The organism is Acinetobacter sp. IK40 (assembly GCF_035615075.1).
In the GTDB taxonomy this organism is placed as follows: domain Bacteria; phylum Pseudomonadota; class Gammaproteobacteria; order Pseudomonadales; family Moraxellaceae; genus Acinetobacter; species Acinetobacter courvalinii.
The window spans coordinates 430,934-448,903 of record NZ_JANBOE010000002.1; the positions used below are offsets into that span (position 1 = coordinate 430,934).

Genomic DNA, 17,970 nt, shown 5'->3' on the forward strand with positions numbered 1-17,970 from the left:
TCTCTACTCATCAAAACTTAAACGCACATTCGCGCCTTTGGGTAAGGTCTGGCAGCTCAGCACATAGCCTTTTTCCACCTCATCCTGTTCAAGGCTATAATTCAGGAACATATCTACTTCACCTGACAGTACCTTGCAGCGACAGGTTGCGCAGACGCCACCTTTACAGGCATAAGGCAAATCTGCACCTGCACGTAAGGCAGCATCCAGAATACTTTCGTCTTCTTGTCCAACCGCAACAATCAACTCTCGTCCATCGAGTACGATATTGACTTTTTCTTCCTTACGATTGGCATCGGCTTCCGCTGATCGTTTACGGACATGCCCGGTATTGAAACGCTCGGTATGAATGCGCTCTTTAGCCACCCCGTAATCCGGTAACAGGCGTTCAACCGTGTCCATCATTTCATCAGGACCACAGGCAAAGACATGATCAAAGTTGGATTCTAATACCTGATGTTCAAATAACTGCTTGAGCTTGTCTTCATCAATCCGGCCATTCAGTAACTCGCTGTCATTGAATTCCCGAGAGAAAATATTGATGAGCTGAAAACGTTCTTTAAACTGGTCTTTCAGGTCCATGATCTGCTCGGAAAACATGGTCTGTTTCCACGAACGGTTGCCATATAACAAGGTGAAATTCGCCGAGTCTTGCTCGAACAGCACCTGTTTGATAATTGACAGGATCGGAGTAATGCCACTGCCCGCAGCAATACCTAAATACGCCTGACCGCCGGTTCGTGCCGCTTTCTGAAAAAACACCCCTTGCGGTGGCATCACTTCCAGCACATCACCTACTTTTAAATGTTCATTGGCCCAGTTGGAAAATTGACCCTGCTCAATCTTTTTCACCGCAATACTGATGTCTTCTTTTGGCGCATAGCTACAGATTGAATAACAACGGCGAATTTCCCCTGCTTCGGTTAAATGGCGAATAGTGAGATGCTGTCCTGGCTGAAACTGAAACTGTTGCTGTTGTTCTACGGCCAGATCAAAGGCAATGCAAATCGCCTGATCGGTCTGTGGTGTAATTGTTTTTACTTTTAATGGAATAAATTGGCTCATGGCTGATTTCCTTATCCAAGACTTTAAATACATTTAAAATAATCAAAGGGTTCAAGGCAGTCCTGACATTTGTACAAGGCTTTGCAAGCGGTGGAGCTGAACTCGGTTAACAGTCGGGTTTTTCGACTCTTGCAATGAGGACAAACCACACCATCGCTCAGATGCACGTGGGTTCCGCACTGTTGTGCCGTACCTTCTGGTGGCGCAATGCCATAGGCTTGCAGTTTCTGTTTGCCGGCGTCCGACATCCAGTCCGTGGTCCATGCTTCTGATAGATCAATGATGACTTTTGCGGGAAGCAAATCTTCTGCTGTCAGTGCTTCGACAATCTGTGCTTTTAACAGGTCAGTAGCTGGACAACCGCTATAAGTTGGTGTCAATCGAACAATAATTTCTTGTTGTTCATTCAACTCCACCCCACGGATCATGCCCAAATCCACCACTGACAGCACTGGAATCTCTGGGTCGCTGACCTTGTGTAAAACATCCCAACATTGGTCAATACAATGACGAATCATATGCATGGCGACACTCCTTGCCTTACCAGGTCATTTCAGGATAACTGCGTTGAATGGATTGCATTTCAGCCAATAGATAACCCAGATGCTCGGTATGCAAGCCCTGCTTGGCTCCACGGCGGTAGGCACCATTTGCAGGAATGCTCAATTCAAAACGCTTCAGTTCCGCTGCGACGACCTGATCCCATTGCGCTTTTTCACTGGATACATCAGGAATGATGCCTTGTTCAACCAGTACCTGTTCTTCCGCCGTGAGTTCGAACAGTTCAGCGCTAAAGCGCCACAAGTTGTCTAATGCCTGTTGTACACGTTGATGCGCCTCTGCTGTGCTGAGACTTAAACGCTCCATCCAGCTGGTGGAGAAACGAATGTGATACTTGGCTTCTTTTAAGGATTTCACCGCCAATGCAGCAACTTCTGGCGTTGCCGATTCAGCTAAAGCGGTTAATAACAGCACATGGTAATGATCCATTAACCATTGACGCACGATGGTTTGCGCAAAATCACCATTCGGTTGTTCGCATAATAGTAAGTTCAGAAACTCACGTTCATTACGGAAATAGGCCAACTGGTCTTCATCACGCTTTTCGGCTTCATATTGCCCTGCCAAGGTCAGGAAATTTCGGGATTGACCGAGCAAATCCAGACCAATATTGGCCAATGCAATATCAATCTCCAGCTCTGGCGCATGACCACACCACTCGGCTAGACGTTGTGCCAACACCAGTTGGCTGTCGCCGATATGTAATAAAAACTTAGATAAAGCGATATTGTTCATTTGCATACTCCCTTACATGTGCTCAATGCCATCAGGGATATGGTAGAACGTCGGATGACGATAGACTTTGTCCAGTGCAGGTTCAAAAAACTCGGCTTTTTCATCCGGTTGTGATGATTTGATCAGTTCTGAACGAACCACCCAGATACTGATGCCTTCATTGCGACGGGTATAGACGTCACGGGCATGTTGCAGTGCGATCTCGTCATCCGGTGCACGTAAACTGCCCACATGACGATGGCTCAAACCCTGTTTACTCCGCACAAACACTTCATAAAGCGACCAGTTGTTCTTATTTTCCATTGCGATATCCTTAAATTTTTCCATCAATGCTGTTTTAAGCGACTTTGCCAACTTGGCTGTGCTGTTTTTTGGCATAGACCACGGCCGCGTCACGCACCCACTTGCCATTTTCCCAAGCCTTGCGGCGTGCCTCGATCCGTTCATGGTTGCAAGGCCCGCGACCCGCAATCACTTCATTAAATTCTTGCCAGTCAATCTCGCCATAGTTGTAATGACCGGTTGCTTCATTCCATTTCAAGTCAGGATCAGGCACCGTTAGGCCAAGCTGTAATACTTGTGGCACGGTGTTATCGACAAACTTCTGGCGCAATTCATCATTACTGAAACGCTTGATTCCCCAGGCCATGCTTTGCGCACTGTTTGGGGAATGCTCATCACTTGGACCAAACATCATTAAAGCTGGCCACCAGAAACGGTTCACCGCATCTTGCGCCATTTGTTTTTGTTCTGGTGAACCAGCGGCCAATGCCATCATGGCTTCAAAACCCTGACGCTGATGGAAACTTTCTTCTTTACAGATTCGCACCATGGCACGCGCATACGGCCCATAAGAAGTACGACATAGGGCCACCTGATTGACAATTGCAGCACCATCCACCAACCAGCCAATCGCCGCGACATCAGCCCAGCTCACCGTTGGATAATTAAAGATCGATGAATATTTCATTTTCCCATCAATCAGTTTTTCTATCATCTCATCACGGTCTGCACCCAGGGTTTCAGCCGCACTGTAAAGATAGAGACCATGTCCTGCCTCATCCTGAACTTTCGCCAGTAATACCGCTTTACGTTTTAAGGTCGGTGCACGAGTAATCCAGTTACCTTCTGGCAGCATGCCGACAATTTCCGAATGACCGTGTTGTCCAATCTGGCGAATCAAGGTTTTACGATAGGCCTCAGGCATTGCATCCTTGGCTTCGATGGTGATGTCATTGGCAATATTGTGCTCAAATTTCTGATAATTATTTTCCATGTGTCAATTCCTTGAGGATTTCATCCATGAATCTATTTTTCGATACACACAAAACAAAGTCAATCAATATTTTTGTATCAAATTAAAATTAACCAAAAAATAGGATACAAAATATTGATTTATTTAATTTTAATTAAATTATTAAAAATTTTATTTCGACTGAAAAACAAAATAAGGTTGACTTTTAACGCATTCAATATGAAATTATGAATCATATTTTTACTATTTCTAGAATTGATGTATCACATAAAAATGGAGTTTGATCATGCTTGAACAAGCACACCAAGAAGAAACAGCCAAGGATATTGATGAACAAAGCTCAAGCCAGCCATTAACCAGACTGGCGTCTTATGTCTATGGAACCTGGCATTCCAGCCATGAAGATACGCGTACTGTTGTCCATGCGATTACAGGTGCGCCGATCTATACCGTCAGCAGTCATGGCATCGACATGCAGCAAGTGGTCAAGTATGCCAAGCAAAATGGTACTGAACTGGCCAACTGGACTTTTCATCAACGTGCCCATGCCTTAAAACAAATTGCCCAGCATTTACTTGAACAAAAAGAACAGTTCTACGGCCTGGCGCATGCCACTGGTGCAACCCGTAAAGATGCCTGGATTGATATCGAAGGCGGGATTCAAACATTATTCGCCTATTCAAGCCTAGTGCGCCGTGAACTCAATGATGAAAAAATCATTACTGAAGATAGCTGGATTCAGCTCTCTAAAAACGGCACTTTTGGTGCCAAGCATATTTTAAGCCCTAAAGCTGGTGTTGCTGTGCATATCGATGCCTTTAACTTCCCGATCTGGGGCATGCTGGAAAAAATTGCACCAACCTTATTGGCTGGCGTGCCATGTATTGTCAAACCCGCGACTGAGGGTGCCCAACTGACCCAAGCGGTTGTTGAGGCGATTGTTGCAACAGGTATCTTACCGAAAGGTTCACTACAACTGATCTGTGGTCAAATTAATGATCTGCTTGATTATTTAGGTCCGCAGGACTGTGTGACCTTTACCGGCTCGGCCTATACCGGGCAAAAGCTGCGTAATCATCCGCATTTAAACAAATATTCAATTCCATTCAGCATGGAAGCGGATTCAGTCAATAGCGCGATTCTCAGTCCAGAAGCGAATGAAGCAACCCTAGACCTGTTTGTACGCGAAGTGTTCCGTGAAATGACTACCAAAGCTGGACAAAAATGTACCTCCATTCGCCGTGCCTTTGTACCTCAGGCGTTACTTGAACAGGTCCAGCAAAAACTGAGCGCTAAACTGGCAAAAGTCGTGGTGGGTGATCCACAAAAACCGGATACGACGATGGGCGCATTGGCCAGCCCAAAACAAAAGCTGGATGTGGCCGCCAAAGTAGCTGAACTGGCAAAAGAAGCCCAAATTGTATTTGGTGGAGATAGCGCATTCAAATTTAATGCGGACCATCCAGAAAAAGGTGCCTTCTTTCCACCAACACTTTTACGATGCGAAAAACCATTAAAAGCCGTCTCAGTGCATACCACGGAAGCATTCGGCCCGGTATGTACCTTGATGCCTTATCAATCCATCGATGAACTGGCTGATCTGGTGGCACGAGGTGAAGGTAGTCTGGTGGCCTCCGTGGTGAAAAATGCGGATGAAAATATTGAACAGATCATCCAGAAAATTGCCCCTTGGCACGGTCGTGTCCATATTCTGGATGAAGAATCTGCCAAAGAAAGTACCGGACATGGTTCTCCACTGCCGCATCTCGTTCACGGTGGACCTGGTCGTGCCGGTGGTGGTGAAGAACTGGGTGGCATTCGTGCAGTCAAACACTATATGCAACGTACCGCAATTCAAGGTTCTCCCAACAGCCTGACGCAAGTCACCCATTCATGGACTGCAGGTGCAAATATCAATCAAGACCGCGTTCATCCATTTAAAAAATCATTTGATGAGTTGGTCATTGGTGAGCGTTTACTGACTGCACGCCGTACCGTGACCGAGGCAGATATTGTCAATTTTGCCTGCCTCAGCGGTGACTATTTTTATGCGCATACCGATAAAATCGCTGCAGCTGATTCGTTCTTTGGTGAGCGTGTCGCCCATGGTTATTTCATTGTCTCGGCAGCAGCGGGATTATTTGTCGATGCAGCCCAAGGCCCTGTGATTGCCAATTATGGTATGGACAACTTACGTTTTGTTGAGCCGGTTAAAATTGGTGATTCGATTCGTGTTGAACTGACCTGTAAGCAGAAAACACCTAAACCGCAAAAAGACCCATCTCAACCTGAACACGGTGTGGTGGTTTGGGATATTAAGGTAAAAAATCAACGAGATGAATTGGTGGCAACCTATGATATTTTAACTTTGGTTGCCCGCGCAGCTTAAAATTAATGCTTGATGGATACCCTTAACGATCCATCAAGCCCATTCAAAATAGGCTGTGTTTACCCTCAGTTTAATGCAGGAAAATCCATGAGCGCTTATATCATTCTGATTCGTAAAGAATTAAAAAATAAAGATGAAATGAAAACCTACACCACTTTGGCACGTCAGGCCAGTCAAGGTTTTTCAGCTGAACCGATTGTTTTTTATGGACAATCGATTGCTCTGGAAAATATTGAAAGCGACGGCGTTGCCATCATTAAATTCAGCAGTATGCAGGAAGCACAGGACTGGTATCACAGCGATGCCTATCAGCAAGCCAAAAAGCATCGTGATTTGGCAGGTGAATATATTGTGATTTTGACAGAAGGTTTAAGCTGATTTAATTATAAAACTAAAAAATTATCTAAAATTTAGAAATAGAATCATATTTTTAATTATCCTTCTTTTATTATAGACGGGAGGAGTTAGATTGTATGCATCATAATAAAAATATAGCAAAATTCATAATACAGTTATTTTAAAACTCATAATAACAACAAAGTATTAAACCCACTACCCTATGATAAACCTTTAATAAATAAATTCTATTTTGTATAAAACTATTTCCTCAACCTTCATATTTATAAAATATTTATCCATTTTCTTTATTCTTTCGATTAATTTTCACTTTTATTCTAATTGTGTATTGCTTGATTAATTAAAACTTTATATAAATAAAAAGACGATACTAAAAAACAAATAATCCAATAAAAAAGTATCAAGTTTAAAATCCCAGTCATCATAGGAAGATGCAAATGAATGATAACAACCTAGAGAATGTGCTCGGCAGGAATGAGCACGAAACCAACCACTCACCCGAGCACATGGTACAGAAAGAGCAGGAACTTCATACTCAAGAAAGCTTCGGCTATCAATGGTATGTCGTCGTGATCTGTATGGTGGCGTATATTCTTTCTTTTGTAGATCGCCAGATTCTGTCCTTGATGATCGAACCGATTAAACAAGATCTCATGTTAACTGACACGCAGTTCAGCTTATTACAAGGTCTGGCTTTCTCTTTATTTTATGCTTTTATGGGCATTCCGATTGCTGCGCTTGCAGACAAAAAATCACGAATCAAAATTATTTCTATTGGCATCGCCTTCTGGAGTCTTGCTACAGCAGCATGTGGCTTGAGTAAAAACTTTATCCAGATGTTTATTGCCCGATTAAGTGTCGGTGCGGGCGAAGCCGCTTTATCGCCAGCATTTTATTCGATTGTTACAGACCTATTCCCCAAGGAAAAACTGGGACGTGCTCTAGGTTTATATGCGATTGGGGCATTCATTGGTTCAGGTCTGGCCTTTCTGATTGGCGGTTATGTGATTAGCCTATTAAAAAATATAGATATGGTGGTTTTGCCTGTGATCGGACAATTAAAAACATGGCAACTCACCTTTTTCATTGTAGGATTACCAGGTGTTTTACTGGCTTTAGTCATGATTCTGACGGTGAAAGAACCTAAACGTAAAGGTTTAAAGCTGGATCAGAATGGACAGGTCATACAGGCGTCCTTTAAAAACTCCATTGCATTTATTAAAACTCACAAAAAAACCTTCTTTTGTCATTTTATTGGTTTTTCTTTCTATACCATGATGCTGTACTCACTGCTTGGCTGGGCGCCTGCATTCTATATGCGCCACTTTGGTTTAGATGCCAGCCAAACAGGTTATATTCTCGGGAGTATCATTTTAATTGCCAACACTGCGGGCGCATTATTTTGTGGATGGCTCATCGATTACTTTTCTAAAAAAGGATATAGCGATGCTGCCATTCGAGCAGGTATGATCGGCTGTGCCGCGCTTGTACTACCAAGTGTTATATTCACTCAAGTTGACAATATGTATCTATCCTTTGGCCTAATTTTTATCGCCATGTTCTTCTCAACTTTTCCAATTCCCGCCTCGGCAGCGGCCACCCAAATGCTCACTCCAAATCAATTACGCGCTCAGGTTTCAGCCAAATTTTTGCTTATCTCTAATCTAATTGCATTAGGTGTTGGCACAACAGCAGTCGCGTTATTAACTGATAAATATTTTGAAAATACACTGATGGTTGGAAACTCCATTTCGATTGTGAATGCGATTGCAGGAATAATTGGTGTTTTCTTGCTGTTTAAAGGATGCAAATATTATCGGGAAAGCATCCTGCTTGAAAAACTGAATTAAAACAGTCTAGTTCAAGCCTTTCTTATTTGTAGTTTAAGGAAGGCTTGAATCTAAGTGCTCAAATAAAAACGCTATCTGGAATAACATATTTCTAAATCTGAATAAAAAATTTGACTGGCGAATCCATCTAACTAAATGATTCCAGACTGGAACTTTTGCCAACTTTCAATCAGCTAAACTTAAACTTTGTCATTTTGGTCAATTTTTTAAAAAATTATTTTTTTGATATTTTTTTAAATACATAAAAAACAAAAACCTATAAAACTTTAAATAGGCATTTTACCCTTTATCTTTCTCCATTCTGCATGTCAAACAGGACATAGTCTTTTGATCAGGAGCATGTCAGCATAAATTTACAACCATCCTCCAGGATATAACCATGTCAAACATGATGAATAAGGCTCAAGGGTTTGGGCTATCTTTGATCACCAAACTCGCAGGAAGCGAAATGCTTGATCAACTCAAATTAAGAAAATTTGTAGAAAAATCATTATATCAGGGTTCAAAAACAGGCTTTAAGGTACTGAATAAAACACAAAAAGCATTTAAGCCACAACCGATCGACAAACAGCGTCTTCCCACCCAGACCAACAAGAATCTGTTTGATCTGAGTCTGACTGAAGAACAACAAATGACGGTTGACGCGATGTCACAATTTGCTGAAGAGGTCCTATACAGCTTGGCACACGATGCGGATCATCAGGCCCAGCTCCCTGAACAGTTATGGCAACATCTGGTTGATTTGGGACTTAACTATTATGCTTTGCCAGAGGCATTGGGCGGTGTGGCAGCAGAACAAAATATTGTCAGCAATATCCTGATCGCAGAAAATCTGGCTAAAGGTGATTTCAGTTTAACCGCAGGTTTGCTCAGTACTTTTAGTGTTATCAATGCAATGACACGCTGGGGCTCAACCCAAGTGCAATCGATGTACTTACCTGTGTTTGCAGAAGATACTGATGTTACGGCAACTTTCGCATTTCAGGAAGCAACACCCGCCTTTAACCCTTTTCAGTTAAAGACCAAAGCCACTGAAGCCAATGGACAATTCTATATTACTGGTGAAAAAACCTTAGTAATTTTAGGCGATACCGCGGATGTCTTTCTGGTTAGTGCAGAATTTAACGGTCAGCCTGATATTTTCGTGGTGCAATCCAATGAAAGTATTGCCATCAAAGCCAATCCAGCGATGGGCCTAAAAGCCGCTGAAACGGTGACCCTTCAATTTAATCAAACGCCAGCCTTACGCTTAGGCGATGCTGATTTTGATTACACTGCTTTTGTCGATTTGGGCAACCTGATGTGGTGTGCCATGGCGATTGGCACATGCGAAGCGATTAAAGCGTACTGTATTAAATATGCCAATGAACGTACAGCTTTTGGCGAACCTATTTCGCATCGTCAAAGTGTGGCCTTTATGATCGCAGATATGGCGATAGAAATTGATGCCATGCGCATGCTGGTGCTCAATGCTGCAAGCTTGGCAGAAGCCGGACAGCCCTTCCATCGTGAAGCCTACCTGGCACGTCTGCTCTGTGCTGAAAAATCAATGAAAATCGGAACGGATGGCGTACAAATTCTGGGGGGTCATGGCTTTACCAAAGAGCATCCTGTTGAACGTTGGTATCGTGACCTGCGTGCGACTGCAATCCTGCATTCTGGCTTACATGCTTAATTTTGGAGAACAATAATGAATTTACAAAATCCGAAAAAATTCAAAATGCTGGTGGATCAGGCACACGAAACTGCGCTGAATGTTTTACGCCCTATTTCACGTAAATATGACAAAGCTGAACACGCCTATCCCCAAGAGCTGGATATGCTGGCGGCTTTACTGGATGGTATGAATGAAAGTGGTGAAGGTGTCGGTGCAGCCAATGCCAGCAAACGTGGTACGGTAAACCCGGATACGGTGGTGAATGGCGGCAATATGTCAGCAGCGCTCGGCATTATTGAAATGTGCTATGGCGATACAGGCCTGTTACTGAGTATGCCGCGTCAAGGCTTGGGGAACTCTGCTATCGCGGCAGTCGCCAATGATGAACAACTTGAACGCTTCAAAGGAACCTGGGCAGCAATGGCGATTACCGAGCCGGGTTGTGGTTCTGACTCTGCTGCGATCCGGACCACGGCGACCAAAGATGGCAATGACTATATCCTGAATGGTGAAAAAATCTTTGTCACCTCAGGAGAACGTGCTGACTCTGTGGTGGTGTGGGCAACATTAGATAAAAAGTTAGGGCGTGCTGCCATTAAATCTTTCGTGGTACCCAAAGGTACGCCAGGAATGAAGGTCGAGCGTCTGGAACATAAACTGGGCATTAAAGCCTCTGATACTGCGGTGATCAGCTTTATTGACTGCCGTGTTCCTGCTGCCAATTTATTGGGGAATCCAGAAATTGACGTGGCTAAAGGTTTTGCAGGCGTCATGGAAACCTTTGACAATACCCGCCCACTGGTCGCTGCAATGGCAATAGGATGTGCCAAAGCCTCTTTAGAGCGTATCAAGGAAATTTTTAAAGATCAGCTTGATCCTGACTATGCAACACCCTACTTACAAACCTCAAACTTGGCTGCACAAATCTATCGTATGGAAGCCGAGTGGGAAGCTGCGCGCTTATTGATGATCAAGGCAACCTGGATGGCAGACAATAAAAAGCCAAATTCCAAGGAAGCATCGATTGCCAAAGCCAAAGCAGGCCGTGTAGGCAATGAAATTACGCTGAAATGTGTCGAGTTGGCTGCCAGTGTCGGTTATGGCGAAGATGAATTGCTGGAAAAATGGGCACGTGACTCAAAAATTCTGGATATTTTTGAAGGTACACAACAGATCCAGCAATTGATCATTGCCCGTCGTGAATTAGGTAAATCATCCAGTGAATTGAAGTAATTGCTGTTTCATCTAAATAATCAAAATAAAAAGGACATGTTGATCATGTCCTTTTTATTTTAATGAATAAGATTTCTATTACCGCATCGTCACAAACTCTTCTGCCGAGGTAGGATGGATCGCAACCGTATTATCAAAATCTTGCTTGGTGGCACCCATTTTTAAAGCCACAGCAAAACCTTGTAAAATCTCATCCATGCCAAAGCCGATCCCGTGAATACCGACAATTTTTTCATTGTCACCGACACAAACCAGTTTCATTCTGGTTGGCTGACGATGCTGGGTAATGGCACTGTACATCGCAGTGAAAGATGAATTGTACACTTTAACCGCTTGTTGACCGTATTGTTCAATCGCCTCTTTTTCAGTCATTCCTACTGTGCCGATGGGTGGATGGCTAAACACCACGGTCGGAATATTGTCATAATCTAAGTGCTCATCCGGTTTATGATTGAATAACCGTTCAGACAATCTACGCCCCGCAGCCACAGCAACCGGAGTCAGCTCCATTTTCCCCGTAATATCACCCACCGCATAAATTCCTTGCTGTGAGGTATTCTGGTATTTGTCGACTTGAATATAGCCGCGATCATCCAGCAGCACATTGGCATTCTCCAGATTCAAACTGGTCGTATTCGGTTCCCGTCCAGTTGCCCAGATCAAGCAATCCACCGTATGGCTTTCACCATTTTCTAAATATAAGGTAACGGAATCATCGGCATTTTTTGTGATTTTCGTTGGCACAGCTTGGGTATGAACCGCAATGCCATCTGTTTGCATAACTTCGATCAGGGTTTCACTCACAAATGCATCAAAACGTCTTACGGGTAAATCCTTACGAATAAACAATCCGACGTGTGAGCCCAAAGCATTGAGTACACCTGCCAGCTCAACCGCAATATAGCCCGAACCGATCACCGCAGTGGTCTTTGGTAAAGCGGTCAGTTCGAAGAATCCATTGGAATCAATACCATATTCAACCCCTTCAATATTGGGTAATGATGGCTGAGTGCCTGTTGCAATCAGGATATGATCGGCAGTAAATCGCTCACCGTTGACTTCAATGGTATTTTTATCAACAAATTGGGCCGTGCCATGAATAAGATCAACCTTATTCTTGCTTAGGCTATTTTGATAGGATTGATGAATACGATCGATATACGCTTGTCTATTTTTAATTAAGGTGTGCCAGTCGAAAGATTCAACCTTACTGTTAAAACCGTAATCTGGACCATATTTATGAATGGCCTCAGCTACATGCGCCGCATACCACATCACTTTTTTAGGTACACAGCCTACATTGACACAGGTTCCCCCAAGCTCGGCTTTTTCAATTAAGGCACATTTTTTTCCGTACATGGCCGCACGATTTACCGAGGCAATTCCGCCACTTCCAGCACCAATCGCAATATAATCATAATGTTTTGTCATCTTTGCCTCATACATCGCTGATAAGATTATTTTTAAGTTATACATAGATATACAGCAAGAATATGCAAAATCCGTACTTGTTTAAAGTTTTAATACAAGAAAATAAAAAGGCACTGATGATGACTCACCAGTGCCCTGCTTTGAACATGCTTTTATAAATTATTCAGTCGTTTCAGTCGCAACCGAAGTTTGTTGTAGAGATTGATCCACTACACCAAATTTTTTAAACAGTTTGGCACGACGCTTTGGATAAATATTCGCTTTATTCAAATCACCTTTATAATGATCAAATACGCGCTTATCCATCATTTTTGACCATAGTGGTGGAATCAAAGCAGGCAATAGCATACTCGCATAACCACTTGGCAACTCTGGGGCCTCATCAAAATGACGTAACGCTTGGAATGGACGGGTTGGATAAGCATGATGATCTGAATGACGCTGCAATTGATACAGGAACAGGTTGGTCACAATATTATTATTGTTCCAGCTATGCTCAGGCATGGTACGTTCATATTTACCATTCTTGTCTTTTTGGCGTTTTAGACCGTAGTGTTCAATATAGTTAATAATCTCGAACAAGCTAATCCCATAGAAAGACTGGGCTGCCAGATAAGGAATTACCCCCTTACCAAACAAACCAATCATTGAACCATGAAATGCAGCACTCATGCCCCAGCCTTGGAGCAATTCATTTTCAGTTGACCAGAATTCTTTGCCCTTACGTTTTAAACGTGTGGTTTCAATCTCGATTGCCGATTTGAAAGATCCGATTACGGTACGCGGCCAAAACTCATAGAAGGTTTCACCCATTTGTGAAGATGCTGGATCCTCAGGCGTAGCAGCACGCTTATGGTGACCATAAGGATGTTCAATACGGAAATGGTTGTAACCCGTTGGCACCAATGCAAGATGTGACAAGATATGATCAATACGATCATGTTTATGACTCAGCTCATGTGCGGTATTAATTGCAATCCCGTTGACGGCTCCCATTGAGATGCCCAATAAGATTTTGTCTAAGAAGGAAGTTTCTTTACGGCTGGTTAAATAACAGGCATAGACATTGGCGGCATATTGTAAGGGAATAAAGCTTTTCACCAAACGAGAATAATACGGGTCTTTTTCCAGCAGTTTAATATCTTCATCTGTTGGATTATTTGCATCTTTTCCAATAATCGTATCAATCGTTGGAATCACAATGTGTAAAACAATTGGACCACCTAAAGCAAAGATTTTTTTCAATGGACGTGGTGCAAATTGATAACCTGCTAAAATACCAATCCCAATGGCAGGTAGAGCCGGGCTAATCGCCCATAAATAACGTTTACGATCCAACTGAGTTTTTGACTTTGGAATGCTTACTGGCGTAAGTTCTTGCTCAACATTTACTGGCGCATTCATCATCTTATCCATGTCTTTGTATATATAAGTATATTTTGATGAATTATGGAATTCATGACAGTTGCAAGCGTCCAAAAAAGCTATGTCAAAGTCTTTGGCATCATCCCCCCTGTTTTTGTCCTATAAACACATATTGAGTTATTGGCACAGCTCACTATAATTTAAATGAATACATCGTTAAAAACTCATATGGACGCTTTAAGTAAAATATTCGCGGATATTCATTTAAACCACACTGAATATATCTACTTGAAAACTCAAGGAGAATGGAGTTTCATTTGCCAAGATCAAACGGCTTTGCTTGTTCATATTGTTCTGGTAGGTTCTGTTTTTATTCAAATTGATGCACAAAATAGTTTAACTGCCCATGCAGGCGAAATTGTGGTTATTCCATCCGGAAAAGCCCATACCGGTGCAGACAATGCGATTACCAAACTGGTTGATGCGGTAGATATTTCAAAATTGTTTGATGGGCATCAAGAAGAAGCGATTGAATTCGGTACTCATTCATCTGAGAAAAATCTCATTCTGACAGTACGCTGCCAGATTGATACCATCATGGCACGTCCTTTTATTCAGGCTTTACCTCCAATCATCCATCTGCAACATGGAGATACCAATGCACCGGAATGGCTACAAATTGGCTTACATTTCCTGGCTTTAGAAACACAGAATATTCAGGCCGGTCGCGATATTATTATCGATCACCTAGTCAATATACTGCTCATTAAATGTATCCGCGATCATATCCAGCAAATCTCAAGCCAGCATGGCTGGCTTAGTGCATTAAATCACCCAGAACTCAGTAATAGTCTGGCGGCAATCCACAACCATCCTGAGGATGCCTGGACAGTGGAATCACTGGCAGAACAATGCTGTATGTCACGTTCCAAGTTTGCCAGCTTATTCCATGAGGTAATTGGTGAATCACCTCTGGCCTATTTGCAGCAACATCGTATGCGTCTAGCCAGCCAATACCTACGTAAAAGTAACTACTCAATTCAGCAGATTGCCAATAAAGTCGGTTACTCCTCAGAAACTGCGTTTAGTCAGGCCTTTAAACGTACTTTCGAACATTCGCCAAAACAGTATCGGCAGTTATTTGTTGAGGAAGAAAATCAGGCATAAAAAAAGACACTCATGTGTCTTTTTTCCTTCTCATCATTGATTAACGCACGATACCGCGTGTGGATTGTTCCAATGAATCAATGAACAGCTGGGCTTCAGGTGTTTTGAGCAGAATTTCATTACGAATCTGTTCAATCGCCTGTTCAGTGGTTAAGCCCGATTTATAAATCAGTTTATAAGCTTCTCGTAAACCCTGAATCGTATCACGAGACCATCCTTTACGACGCATTCCTTCGATATTCATACCGTAAGCACGCGCTGGATTACCAGAAGCCATGATATAAGCCGGTACATCTTTAAGAATGAGCGCTGCGCCGCCGATCATGCTATATGAATCGATTTTGCAGAATTGGTGAATGCCCGCATTACCGCCGACAATCACATGATCACCAACATGGACATGTCCGGCAACACCAACATTATTGGCAAAAATATTATGGTTACCAATCACACAGTCATGCGCGATATGCGTGTTTACCATTAACAGGTTATGGCTACCAATTTTGGTCAGGCCATGATCCTGAGCCGTACCGCGATGCAAGGTACAATGTTCGCGAATCGAGTTATGGTCACCGATTTCTAACCAGGTTTCTTCGCCCTGATATTTTAAATCCTGACAAATTTCCCCAATACTCGAGAACTGGAAAATATCGTTATTTTTACCAATTCTCGTAAAACCGCCAATAACAACGTGTGAATGTAATTTTGTACCAGAGTCAATACTTACATTTGGACCCACAACGCAATACGGACCAATTTGTACATCAGATGCGATTTCTGCAGACGGGTCAATAATTGCTGTGGGATGTATTAAATTTTGACTACTCATGTCTGCTCTATTTTCTGGTGTGAAATAATAATCTCTGCCGTTGCAGCAACAATGCCATCAACGCTAGCAGTACAATTGTACTTGTAAATGCCACGTTTTTGCATCACAAGTTCAGATTTTAAGACAAGCTGGTCACCTGCAACAACCTGTTTTTTAAATCTGATTTTTTCTGCACCTGCGAATAAAAACAGTGAACCTGCTTTCGGCTTTTGATTAGTTAAGACAAAACCCAAGATTCCAGAAACCTGTGCTAATGCTTCAATCATTAGAACACCAGGCATAATTGGATAAGTCGGGAAATGCCCTTGGAAAAACTCTTCATTAATCGAGACGTTCTTATAACCGACAATACTGTTCTCAGTTATTTCCGTAACGCGATCAACTAATAAAAATGGATAACGATGGGGTAAATATTCACGAATGGTAAGAATATCCATGGGTAATTCAGGCATCGTAAATGCTGGAGATGTAGACTCAGTCATAATAAATTATTTACGTAACTTAAAGGTTGATTCAAGGGACTCTAATTGAGCTTGCATATGATCAAGCCTTTTAGTGATTTGGGTCAATGGCACATCTGCTAATTGTCTGAGACGCACAATCGTCTTTTTCCAGTGACTATTTTCAAAAAGTCCCATGCCAGAAGAATACGTTCCAGGCTCAGAAATATTTCTTGTGACCATTGACATTGCAGTAAGTGTCACATTATCTGCAATTGTAAGGTGTCCAACCACCCCTGAGGCGCCGCCCATGATACAGTTTTTGCCAATCCGTGCACTGCCTGCGATTCCACAGTTCGCTGCGATGGCGGTATTTTCACCAATATGCACATTGTGAGCAACTTGCACAAGGTTATCAATAATGACACCATCTTCGAGGACTGTATCATCCAGTGCACCACGATCAATACTGCAATTTGAACCGATTCGTACATCATTTCCGATCCGAACCGAACCCAGTTGTGCAATACGATGCCACTTACCTTGATACGGTGCAAAGCCAAAACCTTCTGTACCAATCACCGTATTGGCATGAATACGCACGCGATCTTTCAGTTTTGCAGCACCGGTAATGGTGACATGTGCATCAATAAAACAGTCTTGCCCAATCTCGACTTCATCATCAATAAAAGCATGTGCCTGAATAATCGTATTGTTACCCACCACACAGTTCTCACCAATTACAACATAGTGGCCAATATATACATCATCGGCAATCATTGCAGAGGGATGAATTTTGGCAGTACTTTCAATACCACGTAGAGCAATCTTTTTTTCAAATATATGCGTTAAAGTCGCAAATGCGAGATAAGGATTATCGACAACAATAAAGTTTTGTTTATCGATCAGTTGTGATTTCAGCGAGGCTGTGACGATATAGGCACCCGCTTGACTGGCTTCTGCCTGTACGAGATATTTTTCGCCATTCACGAAACAGATCTGATTTTCTTGCGCATGTTCTAAACTTGCCAAGCCCGAGATCTGAAAATCTTGTGCACCGAAATACTCACCTTTGACAAGGTGAGCAATTTCTTCTAAACGATAACTACGTCTATTCATTGATTATTTAATTGAATTAACCTTTTGAATCATTTTATCAGTTAAATCATACTGAGCGTCAGAGGCAATCGTAGAATTTTTATTCAAAATAAAGTCTAAGTTGTTCTCTTTACGCAATTGTTCAGCAGCTTGCTTCACACGTGTTTCAAAAGTTGTGTTCATCGCCTGCAAACTCGACTGAACTTTGGTTTGCAAACCTTGCTGAGTTGAATTGAATTCACTTAATTTTGACTGATATTGAGCAGTTAACTTCTGAATATCAGCCTGATTCATTTTTTGGCCTTCAGTCTGTGCTTTTTGTTGTAAAGACTCCAGCTCTTTACCCAATTGCTCAAGACGAGTTGAGGTCGGTTTGACCGACTGGCTCAAACTTGCATTTTGTTGCTTAAGATAAGTACTACTTTCTACAACCTTAGCCAAATCAACTACAGCCAATCCTGCAGCATTTACTGTTGCAGAAACCGTTAATCCCAAACCTAAGATCAGCTTTGTTAATGTTTTCATTATTGCATCCTTT

17 protein-coding genes are annotated in these 17,970 nt (G+C 42.5%); 6 read left to right on the plus strand and 11 right to left on the minus strand.

The window, feature by feature from the left end:
• Positions 1–3: 3 nt before the first annotated feature.
• The 5 genes from paaE to paaA are packed head-to-tail and all read right to left on the minus strand — an operon-like array spanning position 4 to position 3,637.
• On the minus strand, positions 4–1,065 hold the full coding sequence (paaE, locus tag MSG93_RS06080; protein ID WP_324620968.1) for a 1,2-phenylacetyl-CoA epoxidase subunit PaaE: 1,062 nt from the start codon (positions 1,063–1,065) through the stop codon (positions 4–6).
• Positions 1,066–1,088: 23 nt separating this feature from the next.
• The gene (gene paaD / locus MSG93_RS06085) at positions 1,089–1,589 is read right to left on the minus strand and encodes a 1,2-phenylacetyl-CoA epoxidase subunit PaaD (RefSeq protein WP_324620969.1); all 501 of its coding nucleotides are present in this window, start codon (positions 1,587–1,589) and stop codon (positions 1,089–1,091) included.
• A 16-nt stretch (positions 1,590–1,605) separates the two neighbouring features.
• Positions 1,606–2,361, minus strand: coding sequence for a 1,2-phenylacetyl-CoA epoxidase subunit PaaC (gene paaC / locus MSG93_RS06090; RefSeq protein WP_032869236.1), 756 nt, complete (start codon positions 2,359–2,361; stop codon positions 1,606–1,608).
• 12 nt (positions 2,362–2,373) lie between these two features.
• The gene (gene paaB / locus MSG93_RS06095) at positions 2,374–2,664 is read right to left on the minus strand and encodes a 1,2-phenylacetyl-CoA epoxidase subunit PaaB (RefSeq protein ID WP_005230234.1); all 291 of its coding nucleotides are present in this window, start codon (positions 2,662–2,664) and stop codon (positions 2,374–2,376) included.
• A gap of 34 nt (positions 2,665–2,698) precedes the next feature.
• Positions 2,699–3,637 carry a 1,2-phenylacetyl-CoA epoxidase subunit PaaA gene (gene paaA, locus MSG93_RS06100; RefSeq protein WP_324620971.1) on the minus strand — a complete coding sequence of 313 codons (939 nt, stop codon included), beginning with the start codon at positions 3,635–3,637 and terminating at the stop codon, positions 2,699–2,701.
• Between the two features lie 265 nt (positions 3,638–3,902).
• Between paaA and paaZ the strand changes: the two genes are divergently transcribed.
• From paaZ to MSG93_RS06125, 5 genes are all read left to right on the plus strand, one after another.
• Complete coding sequence (paaZ, locus tag MSG93_RS06105) at positions 3,903–6,005, plus strand: phenylacetic acid degradation bifunctional protein PaaZ (RefSeq protein ID WP_324620973.1); 2,103 nt, start codon at positions 3,903–3,905, stop codon at positions 6,003–6,005.
• A gap of 87 nt (positions 6,006–6,092) precedes the next feature.
• Positions 6,093–6,383 carry a DUF1330 domain-containing protein gene (locus MSG93_RS06110; RefSeq protein ID WP_324620974.1) on the plus strand — a complete coding sequence of 97 codons (291 nt, stop codon included), beginning with the start codon at positions 6,093–6,095 and terminating at the stop codon, positions 6,381–6,383.
• 485 nt (positions 6,384–6,868) lie between these two features.
• Positions 6,869–8,212 carry a spinster family MFS transporter gene (locus tag MSG93_RS06115; protein WP_420714302.1) on the plus strand — a complete coding sequence of 448 codons (1,344 nt, stop codon included), beginning with the start codon at positions 6,869–6,871 and terminating at the stop codon, positions 8,210–8,212.
• A 388-nt stretch (positions 8,213–8,600) separates the two neighbouring features.
• Positions 8,601–9,887, plus strand: a complete 1,287-nt coding sequence (locus tag MSG93_RS06120) for an acyl-CoA dehydrogenase family protein (protein ID WP_324621032.1) — start codon at positions 8,601–8,603, stop codon at positions 9,885–9,887.
• A gap of 15 nt (positions 9,888–9,902) precedes the next feature.
• The gene (locus MSG93_RS06125; RefSeq protein WP_324620976.1) at positions 9,903–11,102 is read left to right on the plus strand and encodes an acyl-CoA dehydrogenase family protein; all 1,200 of its coding nucleotides are present in this window, start codon (positions 9,903–9,905) and stop codon (positions 11,100–11,102) included.
• 78 nt (positions 11,103–11,180) lie between these two features.
• On the opposite strand, the gene gorA is transcribed toward MSG93_RS06125, so the two are convergent.
• Complete coding sequence (gene gorA, locus MSG93_RS06130; protein ID WP_324620978.1) at positions 11,181–12,533, minus strand: glutathione-disulfide reductase; 1,353 nt, start codon at positions 12,531–12,533, stop codon at positions 11,181–11,183.
• Between the two features lie 159 nt (positions 12,534–12,692).
• Positions 12,693–13,937 carry an alkane 1-monooxygenase gene (locus MSG93_RS06135; protein WP_005285605.1) on the minus strand — a complete coding sequence of 415 codons (1,245 nt, stop codon included), beginning with the start codon at positions 13,935–13,937 and terminating at the stop codon, positions 12,693–12,695.
• Positions 13,938–14,126: 189 nt separating this feature from the next.
• Between MSG93_RS06135 and MSG93_RS06140 the strand changes: the two genes are divergently transcribed.
• On the plus strand, positions 14,127–15,065 hold the full coding sequence (locus MSG93_RS06140) for an AraC family transcriptional regulator (RefSeq protein WP_324621033.1): 939 nt from the start codon (positions 14,127–14,129) through the stop codon (positions 15,063–15,065).
• 40 nt (positions 15,066–15,105) lie between these two features.
• Here MSG93_RS06140 and lpxA read toward each other — a convergent pair whose 3' ends face one another.
• From lpxA to MSG93_RS06160, 4 genes are read right to left on the minus strand one after another with little or no spacing between them, the layout of a single operon-like run.
• Positions 15,106–15,894, minus strand: coding sequence for an acyl-ACP--UDP-N-acetylglucosamine O-acyltransferase (lpxA, locus tag MSG93_RS06145; RefSeq protein WP_009515668.1), 789 nt, complete (start codon positions 15,892–15,894; stop codon positions 15,106–15,108).
• Positions 15,891–16,376, minus strand: coding sequence for a 3-hydroxyacyl-ACP dehydratase FabZ (fabZ, locus tag MSG93_RS06150; RefSeq protein ID WP_004772011.1), 486 nt, complete (start codon positions 16,374–16,376; stop codon positions 15,891–15,893). Before fabZ ends, lpxA begins: the two co-directional genes overlap by 4 nt.
• A gap of 6 nt (positions 16,377–16,382) precedes the next feature.
• A complete protein-coding gene (gene lpxD / locus MSG93_RS06155) occupies positions 16,383–17,453 on the minus strand; it encodes a UDP-3-O-(3-hydroxymyristoyl)glucosamine N-acyltransferase (RefSeq protein WP_324620981.1) in 1,071 nt (356 codons plus the stop codon).
• Positions 17,454–17,456: 3 nt separating this feature from the next.
• Positions 17,457–17,957: an OmpH family outer membrane protein gene (locus MSG93_RS06160; RefSeq protein ID WP_324620982.1), complete on the minus strand. Its 501-nt coding sequence runs from the start codon at positions 17,955–17,957 to the stop codon at positions 17,457–17,459.
• Positions 17,958–17,970 lie beyond the last annotated feature (13 nt).

Excerpts from the sequence above, each read along its gene's own strand:
- paaE (WP_324620968.1), bottom strand. The coding sequence starts at position 1,065 with ATGAGCCAATTTATTCCATTAAAAGTAAAAACAATTACACCACAGACC.
- paaD (WP_324620969.1), bottom strand. The coding sequence starts at position 1,589 with ATGCATATGATTCGTCATTGTATTGACCAATGTTGGGATGTTTTACAC.
- paaC (WP_032869236.1), bottom strand. The coding sequence starts at position 2,361 with ATGAACAATATCGCTTTATCTAAGTTTTTATTACATATCGGCGACAGC.
- paaB (WP_005230234.1), bottom strand. The coding sequence starts at position 2,664 with ATGGAAAATAAGAACAACTGGTCGCTTTATGAAGTGTTTGTGCGGAGT.
- paaA (WP_324620971.1), bottom strand. The coding sequence starts at position 3,637 with ATGGAAAATAATTATCAGAAATTTGAGCACAATATTGCCAATGACATC.
- paaZ (WP_324620973.1), top strand. The coding sequence starts at position 3,903 with ATGCTTGAACAAGCACACCAAGAAGAAACAGCCAAGGATATTGATGAA.
- MSG93_RS06110 (WP_324620974.1), top strand. The coding sequence starts at position 6,093 with ATGAGCGCTTATATCATTCTGATTCGTAAAGAATTAAAAAATAAAGAT.
- MSG93_RS06115 (WP_420714302.1), top strand. The coding sequence starts at position 6,869 with ATGGTACAGAAAGAGCAGGAACTTCATACTCAAGAAAGCTTCGGCTAT.
- MSG93_RS06120 (WP_324621032.1), top strand. The coding sequence starts at position 8,601 with ATGATGAATAAGGCTCAAGGGTTTGGGCTATCTTTGATCACCAAACTC.
- MSG93_RS06125 (WP_324620976.1), top strand. The coding sequence starts at position 9,903 with ATGAATTTACAAAATCCGAAAAAATTCAAAATGCTGGTGGATCAGGCA.
- gorA (WP_324620978.1), bottom strand. The coding sequence starts at position 12,533 with ATGACAAAACATTATGATTATATTGCGATTGGTGCTGGAAGTGGCGGA.
- MSG93_RS06135 (WP_005285605.1), bottom strand. The coding sequence starts at position 13,937 with ATGAATGCGCCAGTAAATGTTGAGCAAGAACTTACGCCAGTAAGCATT.
- MSG93_RS06140 (WP_324621033.1), top strand. The coding sequence starts at position 14,127 with ATGGACGCTTTAAGTAAAATATTCGCGGATATTCATTTAAACCACACT.
- lpxA (WP_009515668.1), bottom strand. The coding sequence starts at position 15,894 with ATGAGTAGTCAAAATTTAATACATCCCACAGCAATTATTGACCCGTCT.
- fabZ (WP_004772011.1), bottom strand. The coding sequence starts at position 16,376 with ATGACTGAGTCTACATCTCCAGCATTTACGATGCCTGAATTACCCATG.
- lpxD (WP_324620981.1), bottom strand. The coding sequence starts at position 17,453 with ATGAATAGACGTAGTTATCGTTTAGAAGAAATTGCTCACCTTGTCAAA.
- MSG93_RS06160 (WP_324620982.1), bottom strand. The coding sequence starts at position 17,957 with ATGAAAACATTAACAAAGCTGATCTTAGGTTTGGGATTAACGGTTTCT.